This window comes from Acidobacteriota bacterium, assembly GCA_009691245.1.
Taxonomy (GTDB): Bacteria; Acidobacteriota; Terriglobia; order 2-12-FULL-54-10; family 2-12-FULL-54-10; genus SHUM01.
This window is the reverse complement of sequence record SHUM01000040.1, coordinates 1-25,712: the sequence shown is the minus strand read 5'-3', so window position 1 is coordinate 25,712 and position 25,712 is coordinate 1. Positions and strand designations below refer to the sequence as shown.

Here is a 25,712-nt window from a genome sequence, read left to right as displayed (position 1 = left end):
ATTAGGATAAGAGGCTTCAGGCCGTCCGGAGGGTGGTTTGGTTTCAACATCGGTTTCAACATCGGTTTCAAACAAGACGCGTACTTTGCTCAGTTTGCTGGTTCTGGCTGGAGTGCTGTTAGCCTCGGGCTGCGGCCTGCGCCGGAATGCAATTGATACGCCGCTCATCAGCGACTCCGAGCAGCCCGACAAAGAATTGTTTGACCGCGCTGCGGACTTTCTGGAGCACAACAAGTTTGCCGAAGCGCGCTTGCTGCTCCAGACACTGATCAACACATATCCGGATAGCGAATACCTGGCTAAGTCCAAGTTGGCCATCGCCGACTCCTGGTATCGCCAGGGAACTTCCACCGATCTGGCTCAGGCCGAAGCGGAGTACCGTGATTTCATCACCTTCTTCCCCACCATGCCGGAAGCGGGCGAGGCGCAAATGCGCGTAGCCATGATCCACTACCGCGGCATGGAAAAGGCGGATCGCGACCCCACGCACGCGCGCCGCGCCGAACAAGAGTTCCAGCGCCTGTTGATGAATTATCCGGATGGGCCTTTTGTGCCCGTGGCGGAGCAGCGGCTTCGTGAAGTGCAGGAGGTTTTGGCTCTCGGCATCTTCGAGATTGGACGATTCTATTTCCTGAACCTCGCCGACCGCGCCGCGCAACCTCGGCTGACGGAGCTGGTGGAGCGCTATCCGAACTTCAGCAAAGCCGATACAGCGCTGTACTATCTTGGACGGTCTATCGACCGTCAGTCTGGCCAGGAAAAAGAGGAAGAGGCCTCTAGATATTACAGCCGCATCGTCCGCGACTATCCGCTAAGCGAATATGCAGAAGATGCTAAGAAGCAACTCCAGGCTTTAGGCTCTCCCGTTCCACAGCCCGATCCTGCCGCAGTGGCGCGCATGACCTATGAGCGGACTCATACGGACGAGCCGGGAATGGTCGACCGGTTCTGGGATATATTCCATCGCAGGCCAAATGTCGCCGCCGCCCAGGGCAAAACGAGCCCCCCTACCATGACGCCGCAAGGCCCCGCGCAACCGGGATTGATCTCCTCGAATACAGAAGATGGCGAGGGCAACTTGAATGGTGAAACCGGTGCAGGAACGTCATCGGGCATTTCCATGGAACAAGTACCGACTCCGGCACCTTGATTTCAACTATTACCACATTGATCACCTTCAATCTCCCCACTCACATTGGGCCTGTTGACTTGCCTGCACTTAAGCCATAATTGGGCGATCAGTGGAGTCTCGCTAAGCTAATTAGGTGCGCGGAAACATGCCAAAAATACTGCTCGCGGACGATAGCACTCATGCGCAACGGATGGGCGTAAAAATTCTGTCCGCAGAAGGCTTTGAAGTTGTCACAGTGAGCAACGGCAAAGCGGCCATAGATTCTTTCCAGAAATCCACTCCCGATCTGGTCATTGCGGATGTATTCATGCCGGGCCGCAACGGGTATGAGGTCTGCCAACACGTCAAGACCACGGAGGAACTGAAGCACATTCCGGTGCTATTGATCATTGGAGCGATGGAGCCTTACGACCCAGATGAGGGAAAGAAGGCTGGCGCAGATGGCGTCATTACCAAGCCTCTGGAATCATCGGCCTTGGTAACCACCGTCAAGGGCCTCATTGATGCCGCAAAGCGGTTTGCTCCAACCAAGCCCAAGAAGGAAAAAGTTTCCGAGGAAACTGTTACTACAACTTCTACGGCTACCAATCCGTACGGACCGGTGGTCGAAGATCCCTCCTGGGCGGTAGCCGAAGAAATCATAACGACGACCGCGAAGCCGGAAGTGATTATTATTCCCCAGTCGATGGGGCAGCAAGCGGTGGGCATGCTGGCGGAGCAATTTGAACTCGATGCCTCGACAGAACCCCCTGCGCCTCACTTGGGGGAAAACACGCAGCCCAACCTGGACGATCAAAGTATCGATATTCCCATGGGTGGAGAGTCACTCAAACCGGAGGTTGCAGTCTCCAGCCCAATTGTGTCCTCCTTTCAAACCAATTGGAGCGCGGAGCCCGCATCGATAACAGTTGAAGATGAGAAATTGTTTGAACAGCCCGCGGCAAATTGGAGCGATCTAACAGAGATGGCCTTGGAGGTTTCCGAGGAAAACGATCAGCCGGCGCAGCAGCCCAGGTTCACGGAACCCGGCTTGGTTCAAGGCGACACAACCCCAGTCGAGACTGGCACCGCGGAAGGTATTGAACATTTTTAAAATCTGAATGAGACTATTTCGTCTCATTCTCCATTATCGCTTGCCGCGTTGGGTTTTGGCGTGAAACCAATTTCCATGTCACCGCCAGCGAACGCTGATGGAAGTCCAGCGATGCCTGCCGTCAGCGATGAAATACTCCTATCGCCAGCCGATGTCCACACAACCACTGCGGCGGATTCCCTCGGGCTTCCCACTGAGCCGGGATTTGATCGTGGATTTGAGCCAATCACGTCTGCGGTGTCCATAAACCCGCACACCGAAGCGCTCGTTTCCGAATTAGCAGCGGATGCACAGCCCACCCCCGCACACAAGGAAGTTGTCGCAGAAGTAGCCCCAGGTGAACGCGATCCACTCGTTGAAGCAGCCGTGGCGATGGTGCGTGCTGCGACCGAAAAAGAACTGGCAGCGGAAGCCGCGGCATCCCCCGGCAGCGCGGCCACTCCCACCGTCGATCCCGCCACGCTGGAGCACGTCATCCGCGGCGTCGTTGGCAAATTGATGCCTCAGATCGTCGCACAGGTAAAGTCCGCACTGAAGCACTAACCGGTTTCTTTTGGTCCAACTATTTCTTGAATAGCGAGTCCCACTTTGTGCGGGCGTCATCGCTGGCGGCCTCTCCGGAGCGCTTCGCCAGCGTGATGTGCGTGGAGGGCTCGAAGTAGTCGCAGTAATTACGGCGGTCTTTTGTTCTTACCCACTCGGCCTGCGTCTCGCTGCACTGATTGCTGACGCTGGGGTCAAAGAAGCGGCAGTTCTTGCAGCAATGCAGGTCCGCGCTGCACTTCGAGCAGGAGTCATTCTTCATGATCTTCAACCCGGCAAGAGCCTGAACGATCTGCCCGCAATTGAAGCAACTGAATGATACGTCGGCCATGCGGAGATATTAACATGGCCGCGGCCTGAGCAACTCCTCCACTTTCATCATGCTATATTTCAAGAAGTGATCACTCTGTCCACTCCGTTGCAATTCGTCAAGGGCGTCGGCGAGCCCCGCCGCGAAATGCTTGAGAACAAAAACCTCTTGACGGTTGAGGATCTGCTCTACTACCTGCCTTTCCGCTACGAGGATCGCACGCGGTTGCGCGGCCCCGGTGAGCTGCGCGCGGGCGAAACCGCCACGGTGATTGCCAAGGTGCGCTCAGCCGGCATGCTGCCTATGCGTCGCGGCAATGTACGCATCTTCTGCGCCGATGTCGCTGATCAGGGTTCGTATCTGCGCTGCAAGTGGTTCAATGCCGCGTATCTCACCAAGATCATTCAGCCGGGAATGTATCTCGCCCTATACGGTAAAGCTGAAAACGACCTCTATGAACCGGGCTTGCAGATGGTTCAGCCACAGTATGAAATCCTGCCGGAGTTGGAAGCGGACTTGGCGGTCGCGGGCAATTCATTGGAAGTGGGCCGCATTGTTCCCATCTACGAAGCGGCGGGAAATGGCAGGCTCACTTCGCGCTTCTTCCGCCGCGTCATCCATTACATTCTGGAGACTCTGCAGGGCATCGAAGACCCCATGCCGGCCACCGTGGCCGCGGAGTATCGCCTGGCGCCACGCTGGGAAGCCATCCGCTACGCGCACTTCCCGCCGCGCGATGTGCGCCTGAGCGAGCTGGAGGCATTTCGCAGTCCGGCCCATTTGCGCCTCATCTTTGAGGAGCTTTTTTTCTTTGAAGCGGGCCTGGCTTGGAAGCGCGCGAATACGAAATCACTGCCAGGAATCAGCTTCCGCGCCGACTCCGTAGTTCGCGAGAAACTGAAGAGCATCCTGCCGTTCCATCCCACCCCGGCCCAGAAGCGAGCGCTTGCCGAAATTGTGGAAGACCTGCGCGCGCCGCGGCCCATGCGCCGTTTGTTGCAAGGTGATGTCGGCAGCGGCAAAACCATTGTTGCCCTGCAAGCAGCCGTCATCGCCATTGAAAATGGTTATCAGGTGGCGGTGATGGCGCCAACCGAGATTCTCGCCCAACAGCATTTCTTCAACTTCCGCCGCATGTTGGCCAGTACGGGATATCAGATCGCCCTCCTCAGCGGCAGCGCGACCGCGAAGGGAAAAAAAGCCATCAAACGGTTGCTGGAGGCTGGACTCGTGCACATTGTTGTTGGCACTCATGCGCTGGTGGAGGAAGACGTCCAATTCAAATCTCTGGGTCTGGTGATCATCGACGAACAACATCGCTTCGGGGTGCTGCAGCGAATGAGCCTGATGAGCAAGGGGAGCGGCGAGCAGTTGCAGCCCGATGTGCTGGTCATGACCGCAACCCCCATCCCCCGCACGTTGGCTCTTACTTATTATGGAGATCTCGACATCTCGGTGATCGATGAACTGCCCGCCGGGCGTCTGCCGATCGTGACAAAAAAGATCGCGGAGGCCAACGCGCCGCGCGCCTATGAAATTGTGCGCAAACATGTGGCGGAAGGGGCGCAGGCTTTTATCGTCTACCCGGTGATAGATGATCCAGGCGGCGACGATCCGGATGGAGAAAAAAAGCCGAAACGAACGCGAAAAAATCCACGACTGCCATTCGTCACGGAATTGAAATCGGCTATGAAGATGTACGAGCATCTTTCCAAAGACGTGTTCCAGGAATTTCGCGTGGGGCTGCTGCATGGGCGGCTCTCCTCCGATGAAAAAGAGCGCACCATGCAGGCTTTCCAGAATGGAGAGATTCAAATTCTCGTGGGCACTACAGTAATTGAAGTGGGCGTGGATGTCCCCAACGCCAGCGTAATGGTCATCGAGCAGGCCGAGCGTTTCGGCTTGGCCCAACTGCACCAATTGCGCGGGCGCGTGGGTCGCGGCCGGCGACAGTCGCACTGTCTATTGATTCATTCAGAAAAAGTGAACGAGGTGGCAGCCCAGCGGCTGGGAGCTCTGGTGGAAACACAAGACGGTTTCGTTCTATCCGAGCTGGATCTTAAACTGCGCGGGCCGGGCGAGTTTCTGGGCACCAGACAATCCGGCCTGCCAGCATTCCGTGTGGCCAATCTGGTTCGAGATAAGGACATTCTGGAATTGGCGCGCCGCGCCGCGATAAACTTCATCGATCAAGGCGAGCAGCGCGAGCGACAGCGCGTCCTGAAATATATTCGCGAGAATTGGGGACGCCGCTACGGGCTGGTCGAGGTTGGATAAACTATAGTGATGCCGCCGCCCAGGAAAGATGAAATGACTGCGAGGAAAGGCGATTGCTCTAGCCGAGTGGTCCGCCACAGTTGCCGCAAAACCGGTGCCCATCAGGATTCTCAGCATGGCAAGCAGGACATCTGCCGGATACGTTGACGGTTGATGGAGGGATGGATTTGCCCGCCGCCGCGGACGCATCCGCATTCCCGACGGCCTGCGGAAATTTCTCCTGAAGCATGTCGATGGAAGCCAGCACCACGGCGAGATCGTTCTGAAAACCTAACTTAAGCGATTGGTAGTCCCCGTCAGAGAGTTTCCCCTGAAGATATTCAAACTGGAGGTCTTTCAAGTTTTCAAACAGCACCACGCGACGTTCCTGCAGGTGCGTTAACTCCGGATTCTCGACCGGGGCGGGCGGGATATCCTGATCGCGCACCACCAGCACGAAGCCGATGACCCCCACCGCCAATAATACGCACGCAAACACCATTCCGCACTCCTAAGAAATTTAATCCCCGGCGAGCAGGGCAGAACTCCAGTTTACATTGCTTCTCACGGCATCCCAAGGGATGACTGGGGTCATCGAACATTGCTGCGCCCAGCCCAACCATTTGTGGTTAACATGTATACGTCAACAAGCTATTGTAGCCATCTATGTGAACCCCCGGTACCACATGGAATTCTTGACGGCAGGCAAATCCCCAAAGAGTACAAGAGCGCGCTCATATTGTTACTCATTGAGCAACAAGGCCATCTCAAAATAGGAGTAGCGGCCTATACCGGTTCATCCGAAGTACCATTATGATGAGGATTCGATGCGTGATTACTAAGCATGATCGTCAATAGCGAGGATAGTGCCGTGAACGCACCTGCTGCAACCAACCCTAAACTGAAAAAACTATATGGCAATGAATTTGGCCAAATCGGCGTCGTGTTGGTAACCCGCGCCACGCTCTGCGCCGCCCTGCTGGCAGTAGTCGCCGGAAGCATCGCCGTATTGATCGGATCGTAGTATCGCATCTCGCCACCTTCCAACGCCCCCAGTTCCACTTCAGCCTCTGTAGCAACTCCCTGTTTTTTTCCATGACCGCGTGTTGATCTGCTTCGCTCGTTACACATCACGGCGGCATTCAACCAATCGCCAGGTTCTCCATTTTATTGGTTTGGCGGATAATGGGCTGGAGGGCACCTGCACATGCCACCGCAATCCATCTCCTACAAGAAACGGATGGGCCTGCTTGAACAGCAAGCCCTGCGAACCATCGAAGAGCATGGGATGATTCTGCCCGGTGAACGAGTGGCCGTCGCCTGCTCGGGTGGAGCGGACTCGACCGCGCTGCTGACGCTTCTCGTCGGCCTTTCGCGGAAGCTCGGCTGCGTTGTCAGCGTCGCTCACTTCAATCACCAACTGCGCGCCTCCGACTCCGATGCGGATGAGCAGTTTGTGCGTGCCTTGGCGGCACATCATGGCATCGAGTTCTTCTCTGGCCGAGCTGACGTTGGCGGCATTGCGGGTCGATGGGGAGCCAATCTCGAAGCTACGGCCCGCAAACTGCGCTATGAATTTCTGCGTTCCCTGCTGGCCACTGGCCGCGCGCACCGCGTGGCCACTGGGCATACCTTAGACGACCAGGCCGAAACAGTCCTGTTGCGCCTGCTGCGCGGCACAGGAAGCCGAGGCCTTACCGCTATTCGCCCCATTCTCGCCAGAGGGATCATTCGTCCGCTGATCGAGATTCACGGTCAACAACTTCGCACGTGGCTCTCCAACCAAGGAGTAGCTTGGCGTGAGGACTTGAGCAATCAAAGCTTGCAATTCCGCCGCAATGTGGTCCGCCTCAAGATTCTTCCCGCCCTAGCCGAGATGAATCCCAATATTGTCGAGACTCTGGCGCAAACCGCCAGACTGGCGCTGCAGGACGAGCAGTTCTGGGATCGCTATTTGCCGGCCCTGGCGAAACGCTGCGTTCGGATGAATGGCAGCCGTGCGGAAATTGATATTCACGCGCTGAAGCGAATGCCCAAAGCCGCCGCCTGTCGCTTGCTTCGGTGGGCCATCGGCCAAATTAGCATCCAGGCGAAGCGCCTGGCGATTTCAACAGTGGCGTCAGAGGGGCAGGCCGAGACCCCCGATTTCCTTCAGATTCAAAGTCTGTATCACTGGTCAACGTCGAGGCATCCCCAGAGGATGCCCTCTGACCGGGTCTCCGCACCTGTCGCCCATCGAAAGAAACCCCTGTCTTTGCCCTCCGGCATTAAAGCGAGAAAGACTTTTTTGCATCTAATACTTGAAGCAGACCGAGCCCCGGCCGCTGAAAATGAGCAACCAGCGACCTGGAACTATTGCATTACTGTCTCTGTTCCGATGTCTTTTGAAATTCCCGGAACTGGGATGACAGGGGTGATTGATTTTATTGAACTCGCTGGCGATTGGGAGGCTTATAATAGAGAGGGTGTTACCCTGTTGGATTACAAGCTAGTTGAATCTCCCTTGGTGCTGCGCAACTGGCGCCCAGGGGACGCCTACCAGCCAGTAGGTCGCACGAAACCGAGGAAGTTGAAGGAACTATTTCAACGTCATCGGGTTCCAATCCAGGCAAGGGCCACTTGGCCGGTGCTGGAATCGTGCGGTCAGATTGTCTGGTCTCTGGACTTCGGCGCTGGAGTGGAATTTCCGCCTCAGCCGAAAAGCAAGCAAGCGCTGCGAATCAGCGTGATTCAAGAACGTAGTTCAGTAAAGTAGTTCAGCAAAAAGCACCGCAAGGGCCGAGCGCCACTAATATAGAGGAGTAGTTTTTGAAGACGGCCTTTTCCGAAGAACAAATTCAGGTCCGAGTGCGAGCCTTGGCTCAGGAGATATCCCGCGACTACGCGGGCGAGATCATCCATGCCATCGGCATCCTCGATTCTGCTTTTCTGTTCTTCGCTGATCTGGTCCGCCGGATCAGCCTTCCCGTTCACTGCCATTTCGTCAAAATGGACGCGGCAGACCGGAGCGAAGCAGGCATTTTAATTAAGCAGATTGCCTATAGTTCGCCGGGGAAGATCGCAGGCCAAAATGTCTTGCTGGTGGACACCGTGGTGGCTAGCGGCATAACGCTGGATCACCTGGTACAGCAGTTGCAAATGGAGCACCCCCGATCGGTGAAGACCGCCGTGCTGATTAACCGGGAAGATCACCGCCGGGTGCCGCTGCGCATAGATTATGTTGGATTTGCCTGGAAAGGCGAATCCTTGGTTGGCTACGGGCTGGAGCATGAAAGCCTGTACCGGAATCTGCCTTATTTGGCGACTCTCCCTGCACGATAAGCAGCATAGGAGTGTCCGACCCGAAGGCGGTTTTCTGGAATTGCAAAAGGTTTAAGAGAGGTAGGGTAGGCAATTGAATTCGACCGTCAAGACTGTTGTTTTTTGGGTCGTACTGATCGTTACGGGTCTGGCCCTTTGGCAAGTGGTCCGCCCCGGCATGCCCGATCGAGAACGGGAAATCTCATTCTCCGAGTTCATGAATCAGGCGGAACAGGGCAACGTCAGCCAGATTACCCTCTACGCCGACAACGAAATTCGGGGTGAATACAGGAAGGACGCCGTCCGCCTGAAGAGTGTCGCGCCACCCGATTACCCCGACATGATCAAGATCCTGCGCGAAAAGGGAGTCGTCATTTCGGTCAAGGAAACTTCGTCCGCCGCCTGGGTCAGTTGGGTCGTGCAGGCGGCTCCCATCCTCTTCTTCATCGGCATTTGGATATTCATGATGCGCCAGATGCAGTCGGGTGGAAATAAGGCGCTTTCGTTCGGCAAAAGCCGCGCGCGCCTGCTCTCCTCGCAACAGAAGAAGATCACTTTCAAGGACGTGGCCGGCGCCGATGAGGCTAAGGAAGAGTTGCAGGAGATCATTGAGTTCCTGCGCGATCCGCAGAAATTCCAGAAGCTCGGCGGCCGCATCCCCAAAGGCGTGCTGCTGGTAGGCCCTCCCGGCACGGGCAAAACGCTCATGGCCCGCGCTATCGCTGGAGAAGCGAACGTCCCGTTCTTCTCCATCAGCGGATCGGACTTCGTCGAGATGTTTGTCGGCGTGGGCGCCAGCCGCGTGCGCGATCTTTTCGACCAAGGCAAGAAACATGCCCCTTGCATTGTTTTCATCGATGAAATTGACGCGGTCGGTCGTCATCGTGGAGCAGGCCTCGGCGGCGGACACGACGAGCGTGAGCAAACCCTCAACCAACTGCTCGTCGAGATGGACGGATTCGAATCCAATGAGGGCGTGATTCTCGTCGCCGCCACCAACCGCCCGGATGTACTCGACCCGGCGCTGCTGCGGCCCGGTCGTTTTGACCGCCGCGTAGTCGTGCCGCGCCCGGACGTGAATGGCCGGACCGGGATTCTCCAGGTTCACACTAAGAAGATTCCGCTCGCCGAAGATGTGAACCTCAGCGTGATCGCCCGCGGAACTCCCGGATTTTCGGGGGCGGACCTGGCTAATCTGGTGAATGAAGCAGCATTGTTGGCCGCTCGCGCGGCTCGCAAGAGCGTCATCATGGCCGATTTCGAGCGCGCCAAGGATAAAGTGATGATGGGTGCCGAGCGCCGCTCCATGATCATCAGCGAAGACGAGAAGAAAACCACCGCCTTCCATGAGGCTGGCCACGCGCTGGTCGCGGCCATTGTGCCGAACTCCGATCCGTTGCACAAGGTAACTATTATTCCGCGCGGCATGGCGCTGGGCGTTACCATGCAGCTTCCCGAGGATGACAAACATAATTACTCGAAGGACTACCTCGAGAGCCGCATCGCCGTCATGATGGGAGGCCGCTGCGCCGAGGAAGTGTTCCTCAAGCAGTCAACCACCGGCGCAGGCAATGATATTGAACAGGCTACGGAACTGGCTCGCCGCATGGTCTGCGAGTGGGGCATGAGCGAGCTGGGTCCGCTGACCTATGGCGCCAAGGAAGAGCAGATATTCCTGGGGCGCGAGATTTCCCAGCACCGCGACTATAGCGAAGCAACCGCGATACGCATTGATCAGGAGATAAGCCGCTTCATCAACGATGGCTATGAAAAGGCGAAGGCGATTGTTACCGAAAAGGGCGACGCGCTCACCCGCATCGCCGAAGCGCTGCTGGAGCGGGAAGTGCTGGATGCCCGTGAAGTGAATTTGCTGATTGCGGGACAGCCGCTACCCGCGGTGGTAATTCCCGGCCAGCCGCCCGAGGAGCGCCGCGAAACACAGAAAGTCCTGAAACCGGAACTGCCTCCCAGACTGGCGGAAGGCGATAGCCCCGCCCACGCTTGAGCGGTTTTTGGAATCTGCGCGGACACATTCACGAATTCAACTGCGAAGGCCCCCAGTATCATGCCGCGGGGCCTTCAGCTTTTACGCCGCCCTCCAGGACATTCCAGAACCAAGATGGAGATTTACCAGCCAAATCGATATCATTAAGATGTTGTGGCAGGAAGGGGGACGACGGCGGTGGCGATAAATCCAGGTTCTCTCATTTGCGTACTCTTCAGCCTGCTCGCAGCGATGATTGTACCCACGGCGGAATCCCAAGACGCGGCGAAGCCAATCAAGCCCAGCCAGCTCGCCTCCGTGAGCCAGCAAATTGCCGGAACAAAAGTCACCATCCAGTACAGCCGCCCCGTAGCGCGCGGGCGCGAACTCTACGGCAAGCTGGTGCCCTATGGAAAAATCTGGAATCCCGGCGCGGACGACGCCACTAGCATCACGGTTTCCACACCTGTAAAAATCAACGGCCAGTCTCTTCCCGCCGGCGGCTATTCCATCTGGGCCAACCCGGGACCGGACCAGTGGACATTGATCTTCAGCAAGGCCCATCCGGTCTTCCACATTCCCTATCCCGGCGAAGAGAAAGACGCGCTTCGACTCACCGTGAAACCCCGCTCCGCCGCTCACATGGAAACTCTAGCATTCTATTTTCCCGTGGTTGATGGAAAAAAAGCGGAGATGGTTTTACATTGGGGGACCGTCGCCGTTCCTGTCGAGATAGTTGTTCCGTAACACACTCAGAGACGCACGCACAACGCAGCACGCATCGCATTCACTTTACCCCGGTCCTTCTAGACATCATGCGCCGAACAACGAAAGTCTGGCTAAATCCCACCCAGACCTTAGTCATGGGGATACTCAACGTCACTCCGGATTCATTCGCGGATCAGGGAGCATTCTACGATCGCAAAACTGCCATAGCTCGCGGTTTGGAGATAGAACGGGAAGGCGCAGGGATCATCGACATCGGTGGCGAATCGACCCGTCCAGGAGCAACGCCGGTGCCTGCGGAAGAGGAGCTCGACCGCACAATCCCCGTCATCGAAGCGCTGCGGAGCAAGGGGCTTCGCATCCCCATCTCCATCGACACTTACAAGTCCGCTGTAGCCGAGCGTGCCATTCGTGCCGGCGCGCAGGTCATCAATGACGTGAGCGGACTGCGACTTGATCCCGGCATGGCGGCGGTGGCGCGCAAGCATCGCGCCGGTTTGATTCTGATGCACATTCGCGGAACACCGCAGACCATGCAATTGCTTCCACCAGTCCGCGATATCGTGCGCAGCGTGCGGCAGGGTCTGCAGTGGTCCGTCCGCACCGCGCTGGCGGCGGGAGTGGACAAAGAGCAGATCGCCCTCGATCCGGGAATCGGTTTCGGCAAATCAATGGATCAGAATTTTGAGTTGATCGCCGCCCTGCCCCGGCTGCGAAAACTCGGATTCCCGTTGCTCGCCGGCCCCTCGCGAAAATCCTTCATTCGCCGCACCATCGAAGTACGGACAGGACACAGCTATGATCGAGCCGCGGCACGCTTGGCCGCCGCGGATGAAGTGCTGTGCGGCACTGCCGCCGTTGTGGCGGAGTGCATCATGAACGGCGCGCAGATCGTCCGCGTGCATGACGTGCGGGCGATGGTCGCCGTCGCTGCACTAGCCAGCCGTATGTTACAGGAAGGATCCCGATGAAGACGAGACTCCTTATTGCCACGCTCTCCTTCATCACACTGTTTGCAGTCGATTGGGCTGCCGCCCAGGGGCCCCCCGCTCAAGTGACTCCCGCTCAAGGAATCGTCATTAACCCGCGCTACCAGCCGGGACAAAAACTCTCGCTGCAACTTGAAATTCAATCCGATGATGCTAGAGACAACTCCCAGCGCAAGACTTATCACACACCCATCTCGCTTCGCGTAGTCCGCAAGAGCACGACCGGCACGCAATTGGAATGGCAGGCGGGCGTGGCAACGAAAGAAGGCGGAGCGGCTCCGGCGGACCCGATCTTCGAAATGGCGGAGAAAATTTTCGCTGATCTCAGGCTTCAGGTTCAGCTTGATCCCACGGGTCAATATCTTGGGCTGCGGAACGAGTCGGAATTAAAGGCGAAGATACAGGAGTTTGTGACGCTGCTCGCTCCCCAGGCCACCGCCAAAATCGCCGATGCCGCCACTCGCCAGCGCAATGCCGAAGCGATAACCAAAGCACTTACGCCGGAGACGCTGTTGAGCGCCGCGCGCAAGGAGATTGACCTGTTCTTTGGCCTCTCAGGGCTGCGGCTGGAAGCGGGCAATACCACGCGCATCAAGTCCGCGCTGCTCAACCCGTTTGGCCCCACGGGAACGCTTGATGGAGAAATGGAGATCACCCCCGGCCCGCCCAATGCGGTAACAGGCGAGACGCGCGTGGCGTTTGCTAAAAAGTACGATCCCACGCTGTCGTATGACTCCGCCGGTAAATCGGCCAGTGCCGATCCATCTCAGCAAATGAGTCTGGATGACAAGGGCGAGTTTGTCATGGACTCAACCACCTGGCAGGTGAAGCAGGTGCGGCACGTGCGCACCATCAGAAGAAATAAAGAAGCGGTCCGCACCGAAACGACCGTGATCACCGTACAGTAAACGATGTTTTTAGATTCCTGCCGACTGCCCGCCTAGCGATAGACTTCCCGCCGGTGGCCCACAGCGAGAACTACTATCTCCTCCGCCTCGACGTCGAACAACACTCGATACCCACCGACGCGAAAGCGCCACTTGCCGAACTGAGAATGGACAAGAGGTTCTGCAAAATGCAAGGGCTGGTCCTGTGAGCAGTAAAACTCCAGCTTTTCCAGGATTCTTTTCTGAATATTTTTATCGAGCGGGAAAGTTTCCGAACGGCGGTGTTGGTGAAGCGAATTGTCATTGCAGGACCTCAAGAATCGCGGAAAAAGACCCCACACACACATGGAGAGTTCCACTATACGTCAACAGGGTCGGCTAATTCAGTTAAGAGAATGAGTGCCGAAACTTGAACAATGGCATGACAAACGAACGGCATCATTACATCGCGATTACATTGCCGGCACGTTCGGTTCGGTGGAGGGATAATCCCGATAAATCTCTATGTTACCGATCAGGACAATTGTAGCTTGCGCTTCACCTCAGCGAGAGTCATGGTCTGCCCCTTGCGCGCTTCCAGCCGGGCTTTCTCGATCTGGCGCGGAAGATTCTTGGAGGAGAGCATTTCCAAGTCTTCTCTCATGCGCTCATAGTCCTCAAGAGGCAGGATCACTACCTAGGCAGATGGCCTAGGCGCGCATGTCCAATCCTGTTCCGAGCAGTCAGAGGTTTCACTGACGATCTTTTTTCAGCAGTCGCAAGTCGCTTCATGATTTCACTTTATCACAGGAACAGCGGGGCCATCACCAGCGTGATGGTGGCCAACAATTTAATCAGCACGTGCAGCGAAGGGCCCGCGGTGTCCTTGCAGGGATCGCCCACCGTATCGCCAACCACCGCGGCCTTGTGCGGGTCGGAGCGTTTGCCGCCGTAGTTGCCCATCTCGATATACTTCTTGGCGTTGTCCCAGGCGCCGCCGCCGTTGTTGAGGAACAGGGCCATGAGGATGCCGGTGATGGTTCCCACCATCAGGAATCCGCCCATCACCTCCGCGCCGGTGGCTCCTTCGGCGGGCTGACCCATCGCGTAATAAAGCCACTTGAAGGCCAGGCCCGTGCCGATGGTCATGCCCACCACGAGCAAGCCGGGGGCAATCATTTTCTGCAACGCGGCGCGTGTGGCGATGTCCACGCACTCGCCGTAGTTGGGCTTGGAGGTTCCCTTCATGATGCCGGGGTCGCGCTTGAACTGCTCGCGCACGTTGTTGATGATCGCATAGGCGGCGGAGCCCACTGCTTTCATGGCCAGCGAGGAGAACAGGAACACCAGCACCGCGCCGAGCATGGCGCCGACAAAAACTTCCGGCTTGTTCAGATTGATGGAGGGCTTAAAGTCCGGCATGTAATTATGCACTTCGTCGAGATAAGCGCCGAACAGCAGAAACGCCGCCAGTCCCGCCGAGCCTACCGCATATCCCTTGGTGAGCGCCTTGGTCGTATTGCCGACGGCATCCAAACGATCCGTCCTCATACGAATTTCCTCCGGCTGGCCGCTCATCTCGACGATGCCGCCGGCGTTGTCGGTGATGGGGCCGAAGGTATCCATGGCCAGAATGAACGCGCAGGGTCCGAGCATGCCCATGGTAGCCACCGCGGTGCCGAACAGTCCGGCGCTGGCCAGTCCCGAGCTGTTGCCGAGGAAGTAGCTGCTGATGATCGCAAACGAGATGACGAGGATGGGCAGTCCGGTTGACTCCATGCCCACCGCGAGGCCGGCAATGATGTTCGTCGCCGGACCAGTCTGCGAGGCCTCGGCGATGGACTGCACGGGCCGGAAGCGGTACTCCGTGTAGTACTGGGTGATATAGACGAAGGCGATGGAGGAAAGAACTCCGATGACTCCGCACAGGAAGAAATTAAAATAGTGTGCCGCGCCCAGCAGCCAGTGGGATGAAAAATAAAATCCAACCATGGCCAGCCCGGACGTAATGTAGTAACCGCGGTTCAGCGCATGCATGGGATCTTCCGTCTCACTCACCCGAACCAGCATGATGCCGATGGCGGAAGCAATAATGCCGAAGGCGCGCGCCACCAGCGGGAACATCAGCACGCCGATGAGCGTCAGATTGTTTTCCTCAAAGAGAGTCTGATTCGCGCGATAGAGTCCCGCGGCGAGAATCATCGCGCCGATATTTTCGGCGGCGGTGGACTCGAACAGGTCGGCACCGCGCCCGGCGCAGTCGCCCACGTTGTCGCCCACCAGATCGGCGATGACGGCCGGGTTGCGCGGATCGTCTTCGGGGATGCCCGCTTCCACTTTTCCCACCAGATCAGCGCCCACGTCAGCGGCCTTGGTATAGATGCCACCGCCCAACTGAGCGAACAGGGCGACGATGCTGGCGCCGAATCCATAGCCGACGATCAGCAGAGGAATCTGGGAGACATCATTGGTAACACCCATGGCCCTGATCAGCGCGAATAGTCCCGCCACCCCGAGCAGGCTGAGCGCGACCACGAAGAAACCCGAGACCGCTCCGCCGCGCAGCGCGGTCTGCAGCGCGTTGTTCATGCTCTTGGTGGCCGCCGCCGCCGTGCGGATATTGGACCGGATAGCAACCCACATGCCCATGTAGCCAGATGCTACCGAGCAAGCCGCGCCGAGAATAAAGGAGATGGTGGTCCACAAGGCAAGCTGCGCCGGGCTGGCCGGATCGTGCGCCGTGGGGGTGCGAACGAATGCGTAGAGAATGTAAATCAGCGCGGCAAGCGCCACGGAGATATACGCAATCGTCCGATTCTGGCGGCTCAAAAATGCCTCGGCGCCCTGCTTGATGGCGTCGGAGATTTCGCGCATGGCGGGCGTGCCCGTGTCGCGGCGCAGTACGTCTTTCATCAGAAACACAGCGAACATTAGTCCGATGATGCTGATCCCCAAAATCAAATTAAGTTCCACGTTATTACCACCGCTCCTTTAGAGATTTTCTTCTTCACAGTTTCTTTATATATTCATGGGGGCATATCAAGGGCATCTGCGGAAACAATCGGCATCAATTGCACGCCCGGATTCATATCCCGTCGACGCGGCAGGAAACCCTGGGCGAAGCTGCTTGCTCATTGAGAACTGCGCTGGCCCTGACACAAAACATCTATTCTATCCGATTCAGCTCCGAACTCTTACCGAAAAACACCGCAAGCAACACTTTCGCTATACATAAAGGTCTTCGTCCCAGCCTTCCAGATACTGCCGGACGCTGGCCATGAACTGATCAGCAACCGCCCCGTCGATGAGGCGGTGATCATAGCTCAGTGTGAGATGCACGATGGAGCGAATGGCAATGGCGTCGTCAACCACCACCGGAGCCTTCTTCACTCCCCCCACACCGATGATGCCCACCTGCGGCGGGTTGATGATCGGGGTGGCAAATAGTCCTCCGTAGACGCCGGGATTGGTGAGAGTGAACGTCCCGCCATCCACCTCGGACACGCTGAGGCGTTTGCTTCGCGCCCGCTCTCCAAGATCGGCAATCGACCGCGCCAGTCCCAGAAAACTCTTCTCATCGGCGTGCGCTATCACGGGAACGATCAGGCCCCACTCGAGCGCCACGGCAACACCCATGTGGATGTCTTTCTTGTATATAATCTCTTCGCCGGAGATGCTCGCGTTCAATACCGGGAAGCGCTTGATGCCGTCAATGATGGCTCGAATGAAGAAGGGGGTGTAGGTAAGTTTTACGCCCTCCTGTTGCTCGAAGCGGGTGCGCTCCTTCAGGGAAAGACTGACAACCTTGGTCAGGTCCACGGCGAATACCGTGCTGACGTGAGCTGCCGTGTTTTTGCTGAAGACCATGCGCTCGGCGATCTTCTTGCGCATCGGCGTCATGGGAACGATCTCTTCACGGGCGCCAGATGCGAGAGGAGCCGCGCGGGGAGCAGCAGGCGCGGCAGGAGCTTGGGTAGGCACCGCAGGGGCGGAAGCCCTGCGGGCCGGTGAGGATTTCATGCGCTCCACGTGAGCCAGCAGATCCTCTTTGGTGATGCGGCCACCCGGACCCGTGCCGTCCACCTCGACCAGATTAACGTTGTTCTCTTTCGCCAGCCGCCGCACCAGCGGCGAGCTACGAACCTTGTCATCGTCCTCATCAGAGCTGCCAGCAGTCTCGGCCGCTACGGGCTGAGGTGCGGGAGAGGACGCGCGCGGGGGAGCGGGTGCGGAGGGCTTGGCCGGTGGAGCCGCAGCCGCTTTTGCTGCCGGCGGCGGAGCAGCGGTTGCGGCGGCAGCATCCGATGCGCTGGCTTCAATCTGCGCAACAATCGCCTGCACGGCTACCGTCTGCCCTTCCTTCACAAGGATAGTGGAGAGCGTTCCAGAAACTGGCGATGGAATCTCGGCGTCCACTTTGTCAGTGGAGATTTCAAACAAGGGCTCGTCCTTGCCGATGCGGTCCCCGGCCTTCTTGAGCCACTTGGTAACCGTGCCCTCGGTGATGCTCTCGCCCATCTGCGGCATCAGCACATCAGTTGTCGGCATGATCATCCCCCTAAACTTAAACTATAGCCGCAGCAGTTTTCAGCCACTTGGCATTTGACTCTGTACCGGCCCCTGCCGTCATGGACAGGCCCATCAGCGTTCCGAAGTGCCGGACGATGCTGCACTCCAGCGCCTCGCGATCCAACTCCCCGGCCAACGACTCCCGTACCGAGGTAACCGGGTACGCCGAAATGCCGCAGGGCACGATGTGCCGGTAATATCGCAGATCCGTATCGATATTCAGCGCGAAGCCATGCGAGGTAACCCAGCGGCTGAGGTGAACTCCCATCGCTGCCACCTTAGCCGGCCCGGCATCTCCACGATTGATCCAAACGCCTGTCATGCCGGACTTGCGAGAAGCGCCGAGCCCTATATCCTGCAGGGATCGGATGAGGACTTCCTCCAGAGTGCGTAGATACCAGCCCACGTCCTTATGAATGCGGCCCAAATCCACGATGGGATAGCCCACCAACTGGCCCGGTCCGTGAAAGGTGATATCCCCGCCTCTGTTGGTCTCGACCAACTCGATCCCGGCGCGCTCCAGCTGCTCGGCGCTGCTCAACAGATTTTCGCGGCGCGCGTTGCGGCCCAGAGTAATCACAGGCGGATGCTCCAGCAAAACTAGCGAGTCCGCTATCTCATCCCGCTTGCGCCGGTCCGCAAGATCGGCTTGCAGTTGCAGCGCTTCACCGTACGGCACGCGTCCCATTCGATAGACTTTGCAAGTGCGATCGCCCAGAGAGATCGGAGGCTCCGATATTACTCGTAGAACGTGGACTTCCGTTGGAGTTGTGTAGTTACCCATCGGGTTCTCAATGGCTCACTCGCCGGAATTACCAGTTTGCATCACCCTCGAACTTTAGATGTTGATGGCGATGCCGTCCGCCGCTCCCGCCGCATCCAGTATGGCTTCCGACAAAGTCGGATGGGCATGCACGGTGTACTGCAAATCTTCGAGCGTCGCCTCCATGCGGATGGCCATGGTCATCTCACCGATCAGTTCGGTAACTCCGGAGCCGATCATGTGAGCGCCCAGAATCTCGCCATACTTCTTGTCGCAGACCAGCTTGACGAAACCCTCTTCAGCACCCAGCACACTGGCCTTGCTGTTGGCCTTGAAAGGAAATCGCCCAATCTTCACGTCATGCCCGAGTTCCCTGGCCTTGGCCTCACTTAGTCCGACGGAAGCCACCTGCGGATCGCAGTAGACGGCGTCGGGGATCTGGCGGAAGTTCATCGGCGGGACGGGACGTTCGCACATGCGTCCCACGGCCACGATGCCCTCCATCGAAGCGGCGTGCGCCAGTTGGGGAGCGCCAGCCACGATGTCGCCGATGGCGTAGAGACCCGGCTCTGCGGTGGCCATGTATCCGTCCGTTTTCACGAACCCGCGCTCGACCTCAGCCTTGGTTTTCTCAAGTCCCACGTTCTCTGTGTTGGGCTTGCGTCCGACCGCCACCAGCACTTGCTCGGCGCGCAGGGTTTGCTTCTTCTCTCCCTGGGAAATCTCCACCTCGACGAACTCTTTGCGCCGATTGAGCTTTTCGACTTTGGCCCCAGTCAGGAACTGCATGCCCTGCTTCTTGAGCGCGCGCTCCAGTTCCTTGGAGACTTCTTCGTCCGCAAGCGGAAGAATTCGTGGCAGCATTTCGATGATGGTGACTTCCGTCCCGAAGCGACGATAGACGGACCCGAACTCTACGCCCACCGCGCCTGCGCCAATAATTATCAGGCTCTTGGGAATGGACTTCGTTTCAAGTATCTCGCGGTTGGTGAGTACGCGTTCGCCATCCGGTTCCATGCCGGGAGGAATGCGTGCCTCAGACCCTGTGGCAAGAATGATGTTGCGGGCCAACAGTTCGCGATTGCCCGACGCTGACTCGACTCCGATGCGGCCCTTGCCAAGCAAGCGCCCATAGCCCCGAACGGTCTCAATCTTGTGCTTCTTGAGCAGGTACTCGACGCCCTTGTTGTGCTTCAGGACAATCTTCTGCTGCCTCGCTCGCACGGCTTCCCAATTTGCCGTCGGCTCGCCACACTCGATCCCAAACTCCTTGGCGTGGCGGATAAAGTCATAGACTTCCGCGTTGAAGAGCAGCGCCTTGGTGGGGATGCAACCCACGTTCAGACAGGTGCCGCCGAGCCAGTTTTCTTTCTCCACGATTACCGTTCGGAGACCCCACTGCGCGGCACGCACCGCCGCCACGTAACCACCGGGACCGCTGCCCAGAATCACCAGGTCCATTTCCTCAGCCACAGAACGACCCTTCCGTAGAGGTTATCCTTTACAAGACATGTTCATGTCCCATCATTGCGACGACACATTGCGACGTACCGGAGCCCTAATCGAAACCGCCATTTTATCAGCTTCGATGGGGGGAAACAAGCAAGGTATTACTCATAGTTATGAGTTCATAGCGCTTTTGCGGAGCGCATCCGCAGGGCAATTCCCCGTGCCAAGTGTGGCTTGCCAGAAACTGGCGACCCTCTCAATACGCTCAGAATGGCTAATCAGTTTATGGCCTCTCTGTGTCTGATCCAAGCACACAAATTGTTGCGTAATTGACACATATCAGAATAATACAACATTCATAACTTGTTCCTAATTATATAGTTGACAGCCGCTACGCATTAGGGTTGAATGGCATCTAATAGTCTCGGATATTAACCGAGAACGGGGAGAACGGGTTTGGAGACAACCAATACGGCGAATCGGCTGGCCCGCCATCAGCACACCATCGTCGAACCGGTATCGGCCTCTGGCGTCGGACTGCATAGCGCGGCGAAGGTCAACATCCGCCTGCTGCCCGCCGCCGCCAACACCGGAGTGGTCTTCCGCCGCACCGACCTCGACAACTTTGAGATTCCCGCCTCGTGGAAACATATCGCGCGCGTCAGCTACGCCACCAGCCTGATGCGCAAGAGCGTCTTAATCTCCACCACCGAGCACCTGCTCTCGGCGCTGGTGGGCATGGAGATCGACAACGTCATCGTGGAGATCGACGCGCTTGAGCTGCCCATCCTGGACGGTAGCGCGCTGCCCTTCGTGCACATGATCGAAGCCGCCGGCCGCCGCCGCCAGCGCGCCGCGCGCAGTTACATCAAAATACTCAAGCCGGTCGAAGTCGTCGAGCGCTCCAAGCGCATCGCCATATTTCCCAGCGGCCCGAGCGGCGATGCTCACACCTCAATCCGCGTGAAGAAGAGCGACAACTCCCCTGGCGCCGCTAACACAAGCTCCCAGGGCAACAGCGCTGAAACCAGCTCCAGCAGCGGCTTCCACATCACCAGCGAGATCGACTTCGCGCATCCAATGGTGGGCATCCAGTCGACTGACATCACGCTGTGCGCGGCCACCTACCCGCGCGAGATCGCCCCAGCGCGCACCTTTGGCTTCCTCGACGAGCTGGACCAGATGCGCGACATGGGCCTGATCCGCGGCGGCTCGCTCGCGAACGCGCTGGTCTTCGGCCCCGACGGCCTGCTCAATCCCGAGGGCCTGCGCTTCGCCGATGAGTGCTCGCGCCACAAAGTCCTCGACCTCATCGGCGACCTCGCGCTGCTCGGCCATCCGCTCATCGGCCACGTCGTCGCCGAGCACGCCGGCCACGCCATGCACACCGCCCTCGTCCTGAAACTCATGCGCGACCGCAGCTCATGGACCCTGGTTACATCGAGCGAGCTGGAAAGCAACCTAACCGACGACCTCGCCGCCGACTCTGCTGACTACTCCTCCGAAACCGCGTCGCGCGAGCTAGCCGTCAGCCACGCCGGCGCCGACTAACTTTTCGCCCCCAGTCCTCCCCCAGCACCCCCCATTTAGCCACCATTTTGCCGCCAAAAATTCGCGCCAACTTGACCAAATTAACCAACCTGACCAAAGTGCAAACTTTCACGGTTCTGCCCAAATCATCGGCTCTGACCACCGCCGTCAGGAGTCCCTTTTAGAGTCCATTGCGCCCCCGCCTCCACCACGTTTTTCGGATCAAGTGTTGCATAATTGCCACACTCCCAGCGCCCGCCGCCCAGGAAAATTTGGTCAATTCCGCAAAAACCGCAAATTTGCAAATGAGACCATTTTTCGGGGTGGGGTATCCGAGCCGCGACAGTCATAGACCGTCCACGATAATCGGGTGCGCGACCGTTTGCACAAGTAAGTTCCGCGTTCAGTAGCATTCCAGTTTTCCCGCATGACTCCACCGCTTGCAGAGTTCAGGTCTTCGTGCATTGGGGACGCTCCATGACTGTCGCGGCTCGGATATGCCATCGCCATCGCGCTACAATGCAGTTGCGAATTTTCGAGGTGACCGGCGATATGGCGGACGAAACGCCTCAATGCCACAGCGACCCGTTTGATTTGCAGCGGTTCGTCGCCGCGCAGGCGGCGGTCTACGCGCAGGTCATCGCCGAGTTGCGCGCAGGCCGCAAGCGCACCCACTGGATGTGGTTCATCTTCCCGCAACTGCGCGGCCTGGGCTCCAGCCCAACGGCCCTCCATTACGCCATCTCGTCGATCGAGGAATCCCGCGCCTATCTCGCGCACCCCATCCTCGGCCCCCGCCTGATCGAATGCACGCAGCTAGTAACCTCCATCGCAGGCCGCTCCTCCAGCGACACCATCGACGAAATCTTCGGCTACCCCGACAACCTGAAGTTCCACTCGTGCATGACCCTATTCGCCAACGCCGCGCCCGACAATGGAGACTTCCAGCAAGCCCTACAGAAATACTTCGGTGGGAAACTGGATCATCTGACCATCGACCGGCTCTGACGCTCGACATCATTTAGGGAAAGGATCTCGTGATCCTGCGGGAAGTAGCTCGTGATCCGAGCCGCGATGGAACATCCCGGCGTGCCGTGGACAGGCATGGAGCGGTGCTTCCGTCAGGGCATGACTTCAGTCATGCCGTAAAGTAATCGAGGCCGTGCAACTTCCTTGCTGCCGCAGGCCAGAGCGCAGGCGCAGCCGGAGCGGGCACTGCGTCGGAGGGTAAACCAAAGTCCGCGCACAAAGCGAAGTGCTCGCTCCGGCGCTGCGCGACTACGCTGTGGCCTACGGCAGTGAGGTAGGTTCCGCCAAGCCGTGCTCTTTCGGCACGGTTGAAACCGTCCACGGCTCGCCGGGACAGGTGCCCTGATGATTCATCGACGCATTGCACGGAATATAAATAAGCGGCGTTATAATGACAACTGTTTAGAGGAATCTTCATGAAGAAACAGAACGGATTGCCGCCGATCCATCCCGGCGAGATTCTGAAAAAAGACATCCTGCCATCCACGGGCCTCTCCGTAACCGCAGCGGCGAAGGCGCTGGGCGTGTCTCGCCAGATGCTGCACGACATTATGGCGGAGCGCAAGCCGCTCTCCGCCGTCATGTGCCTGAAGGTGTCCCGCCTGTTCGGCGGCTCTCCCGGCCTCTGGATGTGCCTGCAGGCAGCCTACGACCTGAAAATGGCCGAACAAGACAAGCGAGTCATGGCCAGTGTCGCTCGCATCGTGCCCGTTAGTGCCACCGAAGAAGCCCGGGCCTAACTTGAACCACTCAACGAAACGATTAAGACGGGTAACGTCCCGTCTGTCCCCATTTCTCTCTTCTTCCGTCAGGGCACGAGATTACCTGCCCTTCTTTCGTCAGGGCATGACTTCAGTCATGCCGAAAAGAAATGACGCCGCGCGGCTTCCTTGCGCCGCAGGCAAGAGCGCAGGCGCAGCCGGAGCGGCCTGGCACCCGGCAGTAACGTTCCGCCTGACCCCGGTTTTCCGCAATTGAACAAGTTGTACTTTTCGGATTTTATTCTTCCGTAAAATAGTCGGTGTCGAGACGCTTAACTTCAAACACCTTAACTGGCACTACTGCCAAGTTGTAATCAATCATCAGTTCTGCCAGGGTAGAGCCATCAATCAGCACGATCTTATTCTCAATGTTAGTCGCGTAATCTCTTGCTTCCCTCGAGAACGTGGATGTAGTAATGAAAACACCTTTTCTTGCTCGTTTCCCTTGTAGCGCTCCCGCAAACTGTTGAATGTCGGGACGTCCAATGTTTTTTTTGCCACCTCTTAGCTTGCACATAGATTGTTTCTAGTCCGAGCCGATCTTCCTTGATAATTCCGTCGATGCCTTCATCTCCACTTCTGCCGATTGCCTGCCCCGCATCCTTTAGAGTTCCGCCGTAACCCATCTTCACGAGCAACTCGACGACCAACTTTTCAAACAGGATCGGCGGGCTAGCAAGAATTTGTTCCAAGAGTTCTTGAGACAAATTTGCGCGTAATCGCTGAACGATAGCCTCCAAGTTCTCCTCTGGAGTTTCACTTCGTTCAGCGTCAGATGGAGAATCTTTCACGGGTGTTTCTCCGTTATTCATCCGCTTGCGGAACTCAACAAATTCGGGAAACCGCGCAAGATACTCGTTATTAATTCCTTGCGGGTTTTCGCGCAAAACACCACCCCCGCGTTCAGAAATGCTAACGCAACCACGTTTGGGAGAGACGATTAAGCCCGCATTCTTCAAATAGAAACTCGCCCACCGAACACGATTGTCGATATATCTGGTTTTCCCGCTCGGAAGAAGCCGGGTTCTTTCCTCGTCGGTTAAGCTGAATTCGGTTGCGATCCACTCGACGGCATCGCGGATAGCGTGGACACTTCCATCCTTGAGATAACTAAGCAACGGAAGCATAACTTTCTGGTAATCAGGAATTGGCATGATGGCTTCCTATTCTCATGAAGTCGAACTGCATGATAGCAGGAAAATCAAGATGGCCGGCCGATTGAATCAGAAAAGCTGGGGCAGCGCCTCCGGTAATGACATCCCAACCACCACCCCGACCCTGTAACGGTCGCACAATTCCGCACCCGACATTGCATCGCGAGAATGCCCAAAAGCCCAGGGGCAGACCGGGGACAGACGGGACGCTTCCTCCTCGGAAATGCGTAAGTGGGAAACGACTGGGGACAGCCTCAACTGCGTCTATTATTTTCAGCCGATCAGACTGACCCCAATAATTAGCACAGTTCAGGCTGTCCCCATTTTCAGTCCGAAGATTGAGTTTGGGTTTACCTCCCAGCCTCGGAACAGACGGGGTGTTCCCATTCAGCAAGTTTGCAACCCAACTGCTGCCGCTGTGGCTTTGTGGCGGGCGACGTCGCATGAAGAAGTAAGCATTGTATGAAGAAAATTATTAGTAAAAAGAATCTGCCCTCGGCGGAATCCATCGCGCGGCGGGCGGACGGCGGCGAGGATGTTTCCCGCTTTTTTACCAATCGCGGGAAGATGATGCAGCCGATTCAGCGCGTGAATGTGGACCTGACTGTCTCGATGCTGCGCGAACTGGATGCTGCCGCTGCCGAACTGAACATCAGCCGCCAGGCGGTGATTAAGACGTTCATCCGGCAGGTGCTGGACCAGCGCCTGCTGGCCAACCACGCCCGCCGCAGCGCGTAGAGGGCGGTTGTTACATTCCCACCGAAAAACCCACGGCAAGAAAACGCTTGCCGTGGCTACCAAACCAATTTCATTCCTCGAAAGCGCTTTGCGTCACCCACGCGTTGTGCCAGCATCGTATGGAAAGGCGACACGTGTGCCTGCCGCTGCCTTGGTAGCCACGGTGAGCGGGGTTCTCACCGTGGGCTTTTCCGCCGGCGGGCTCCACTGCCTTGGTGGACCACTATTCGAGCGAGGTGTGCGTGATGAATGAGAAGGATCGGGCGCGGGAGTTGAATCCGTGGTTGTCGCAGACGCGGCTGTTTGACGAAGCCGTCGAGCGGCTGAAGCTGCCTGCCGGGATGGCGCGGCTGCTGCGCGAGCCGGCGCGCGAGATCATCGTGCATATCCCCGTCATCATGGACTCGGGCGAGATCGAGATGTTCACCGGCTACCGCGTGCAGCACTCCATCGCGCGCGGGCCGGGCAAGGGCGGCATCCGCTATGCGCCCGATGTCACGCTCGACGAAGTGCGCGCGCT

23 protein-coding genes and 1 pseudogene are annotated in these 25,712 nt (G+C 57.6%); 16 read left to right on the top strand and 8 right to left on the bottom strand.

Annotated features, from left to right (window positions below):
• Positions 1-37: 37 nt before the first annotated feature.
• From bamD to EXQ56_10435, 3 genes are all read left to right on the top strand, one after another.
• Positions 38-1,150 (top strand): outer membrane protein assembly factor BamD, encoded by a 1,113-nt coding sequence (gene bamD / locus EXQ56_10445; protein MSO20860.1) that lies wholly within the window; start codon positions 38-40, stop codon positions 1,148-1,150.
• Between the two features lie 127 nt (positions 1,151-1,277).
• On the top strand, positions 1,278-2,225 hold the full coding sequence (locus tag EXQ56_10440) for a response regulator (GenBank protein ID MSO20859.1): 948 nt from the start codon (positions 1,278-1,280) through the stop codon (positions 2,223-2,225).
• Positions 2,226-2,336: 111 nt separating this feature from the next.
• Positions 2,337-2,768, top strand: a complete 432-nt coding sequence (locus tag EXQ56_10435) for a hypothetical protein (GenBank protein MSO20858.1) — start codon at positions 2,337-2,339, stop codon at positions 2,766-2,768.
• A 19-nt stretch (positions 2,769-2,787) separates the two neighbouring features.
• Here EXQ56_10435 and EXQ56_10430 read toward each other — a convergent pair whose 3' ends face one another.
• Complete coding sequence (locus EXQ56_10430; protein ID MSO20857.1) at positions 2,788-3,099, bottom strand: hypothetical protein; 312 nt, start codon at positions 3,097-3,099, stop codon at positions 2,788-2,790.
• 69 nt (positions 3,100-3,168) lie between these two features.
• Here EXQ56_10430 and recG point away from each other — a divergent pair, with 69 nt between their 5' ends.
• Positions 3,169-5,355 (top strand): ATP-dependent DNA helicase RecG, encoded by a 2,187-nt coding sequence (gene recG / locus EXQ56_10425; protein MSO20856.1) that lies wholly within the window; start codon positions 3,169-3,171, stop codon positions 5,353-5,355.
• A 58-nt stretch (positions 5,356-5,413) separates the two neighbouring features.
• On the opposite strand, the gene EXQ56_10420 is transcribed toward recG, so the two are convergent.
• Complete coding sequence (locus EXQ56_10420) at positions 5,414-5,836, bottom strand: zinc ribbon domain-containing protein (protein MSO20855.1); 423 nt, start codon at positions 5,834-5,836, stop codon at positions 5,414-5,416.
• A gap of 342 nt (positions 5,837-6,178) precedes the next feature.
• On the opposite strand from EXQ56_10420, the gene EXQ56_10415 reads away from it, so the two are divergent.
• The 7 genes from EXQ56_10415 to EXQ56_10385 all read left to right on the top strand — a co-directional run bounded on the left by EXQ56_10415 (position 6,179) and on the right by EXQ56_10385 (position 13,241).
• Positions 6,179-6,358 carry a hypothetical protein gene (locus tag EXQ56_10415; GenBank protein ID MSO20854.1) on the top strand — a complete coding sequence of 60 codons (180 nt, stop codon included), beginning with the start codon at positions 6,179-6,181 and terminating at the stop codon, positions 6,356-6,358.
• 183 nt (positions 6,359-6,541) lie between these two features.
• Complete coding sequence (gene tilS, locus EXQ56_10410) at positions 6,542-8,089, top strand: tRNA lysidine(34) synthetase TilS (protein ID MSO20853.1); 1,548 nt, start codon at positions 6,542-6,544, stop codon at positions 8,087-8,089.
• A 53-nt stretch (positions 8,090-8,142) separates the two neighbouring features.
• Positions 8,143-8,655, top strand: coding sequence for a hypoxanthine phosphoribosyltransferase (locus EXQ56_10405; protein ID MSO20852.1), 513 nt, complete (start codon positions 8,143-8,145; stop codon positions 8,653-8,655).
• Positions 8,656-8,728: 73 nt separating this feature from the next.
• Positions 8,729-10,639, top strand: coding sequence for an ATP-dependent metallopeptidase FtsH/Yme1/Tma family protein (locus EXQ56_10400; GenBank protein ID MSO20851.1), 1,911 nt, complete (start codon positions 8,729-8,731; stop codon positions 10,637-10,639).
• Between the two features lie 177 nt (positions 10,640-10,816).
• On the top strand, positions 10,817-11,365 hold the full coding sequence (locus tag EXQ56_10395) for a DUF2911 domain-containing protein (GenBank protein ID MSO20850.1): 549 nt from the start codon (positions 10,817-10,819) through the stop codon (positions 11,363-11,365).
• Between the two features lie 68 nt (positions 11,366-11,433).
• Positions 11,434-12,315 (top strand): dihydropteroate synthase, encoded by an 882-nt coding sequence (gene folP / locus EXQ56_10390; protein ID MSO20849.1) that lies wholly within the window; start codon positions 11,434-11,436, stop codon positions 12,313-12,315.
• Positions 12,312-13,241: a hypothetical protein gene (locus EXQ56_10385; protein ID MSO20848.1), complete on the top strand. Its 930-nt coding sequence runs from the start codon at positions 12,312-12,314 to the stop codon at positions 13,239-13,241. The genes folP and EXQ56_10385 overlap by 4 nt, the downstream gene beginning before the upstream one ends.
• Before the next feature lie 32 nt (positions 13,242-13,273).
• On the opposite strand, the gene EXQ56_10380 is transcribed toward EXQ56_10385, so the two are convergent.
• The 5 genes from EXQ56_10380 to lpdA all read right to left on the bottom strand — a co-directional run bounded on the left by EXQ56_10380 (position 13,274) and on the right by lpdA (position 20,004).
• Positions 13,274-13,579, bottom strand: coding sequence for a type II toxin-antitoxin system RelE/ParE family toxin (locus EXQ56_10380; GenBank protein MSO20847.1), 306 nt, complete (start codon positions 13,577-13,579; stop codon positions 13,274-13,276).
• 424 nt (positions 13,580-14,003) lie between these two features.
• Entirely contained in the window at positions 14,004-16,172 is a 2,169-nt protein-coding gene (locus tag EXQ56_10375) for a sodium-translocating pyrophosphatase (GenBank protein MSO20846.1), read from the bottom strand.
• Between the two features lie 252 nt (positions 16,173-16,424).
• Entirely contained in the window at positions 16,425-17,747 is a 1,323-nt protein-coding gene (locus tag EXQ56_10370) for a 2-oxo acid dehydrogenase subunit E2 (protein ID MSO20845.1), read from the bottom strand.
• Positions 17,748-17,763: 16 nt separating this feature from the next.
• Positions 17,764-18,552 carry a lipoyl(octanoyl) transferase LipB gene (lipB, locus tag EXQ56_10365; GenBank protein MSO20844.1) on the bottom strand — a complete coding sequence of 263 codons (789 nt, stop codon included), beginning with the start codon at positions 18,550-18,552 and terminating at the stop codon, positions 17,764-17,766.
• 54 nt (positions 18,553-18,606) lie between these two features.
• Positions 18,607-20,004: a dihydrolipoyl dehydrogenase gene (lpdA, locus tag EXQ56_10360; GenBank protein ID MSO20843.1), complete on the bottom strand. Its 1,398-nt coding sequence runs from the start codon at positions 20,002-20,004 to the stop codon at positions 18,607-18,609.
• 432 nt (positions 20,005-20,436) lie between these two features.
• On the opposite strand from lpdA, the gene EXQ56_10355 reads away from it, so the two are divergent.
• The 3 genes from EXQ56_10355 to higA all read left to right on the top strand — a co-directional run bounded on the left by EXQ56_10355 (position 20,437) and on the right by higA (position 23,279).
• Entirely contained in the window at positions 20,437-21,531 is a 1,095-nt protein-coding gene (locus EXQ56_10355; protein ID MSO20842.1) for a UDP-3-O-acyl-N-acetylglucosamine deacetylase, read from the top strand.
• Between the two features lie 531 nt (positions 21,532-22,062).
• Complete coding sequence (locus tag EXQ56_10350; GenBank protein MSO20841.1) at positions 22,063-22,518, top strand: DUF1810 domain-containing protein; 456 nt, start codon at positions 22,063-22,065, stop codon at positions 22,516-22,518.
• A gap of 437 nt (positions 22,519-22,955) precedes the next feature.
• Positions 22,956-23,279: an addiction module antidote protein, HigA family gene (gene higA / locus EXQ56_10345; protein MSO20840.1), complete on the top strand. Its 324-nt coding sequence runs from the start codon at positions 22,956-22,958 to the stop codon at positions 23,277-23,279.
• A 259-nt stretch (positions 23,280-23,538) separates the two neighbouring features.
• On the opposite strand, the pseudogene EXQ56_10340 reads toward higA, so the two are convergent.
• Positions 23,539-24,454, bottom strand: a pseudogene (locus EXQ56_10340) (restriction endonuclease).
• Between the two features lie 462 nt (positions 24,455-24,916).
• Between EXQ56_10340 and EXQ56_10335 the strand changes: the two are divergent.
• Positions 24,917-25,192 carry a CopG family transcriptional regulator gene (locus EXQ56_10335; GenBank protein MSO20839.1) on the top strand — a complete coding sequence of 92 codons (276 nt, stop codon included), beginning with the start codon at positions 24,917-24,919 and terminating at the stop codon, positions 25,190-25,192.
• A 245-nt stretch (positions 25,193-25,437) separates the two neighbouring features.
• Positions 25,438-25,712 (top strand): Glu/Leu/Phe/Val dehydrogenase (locus EXQ56_10330; GenBank protein ID MSO20838.1); only part of this gene is annotated, 275 nt, incomplete at its 3' end.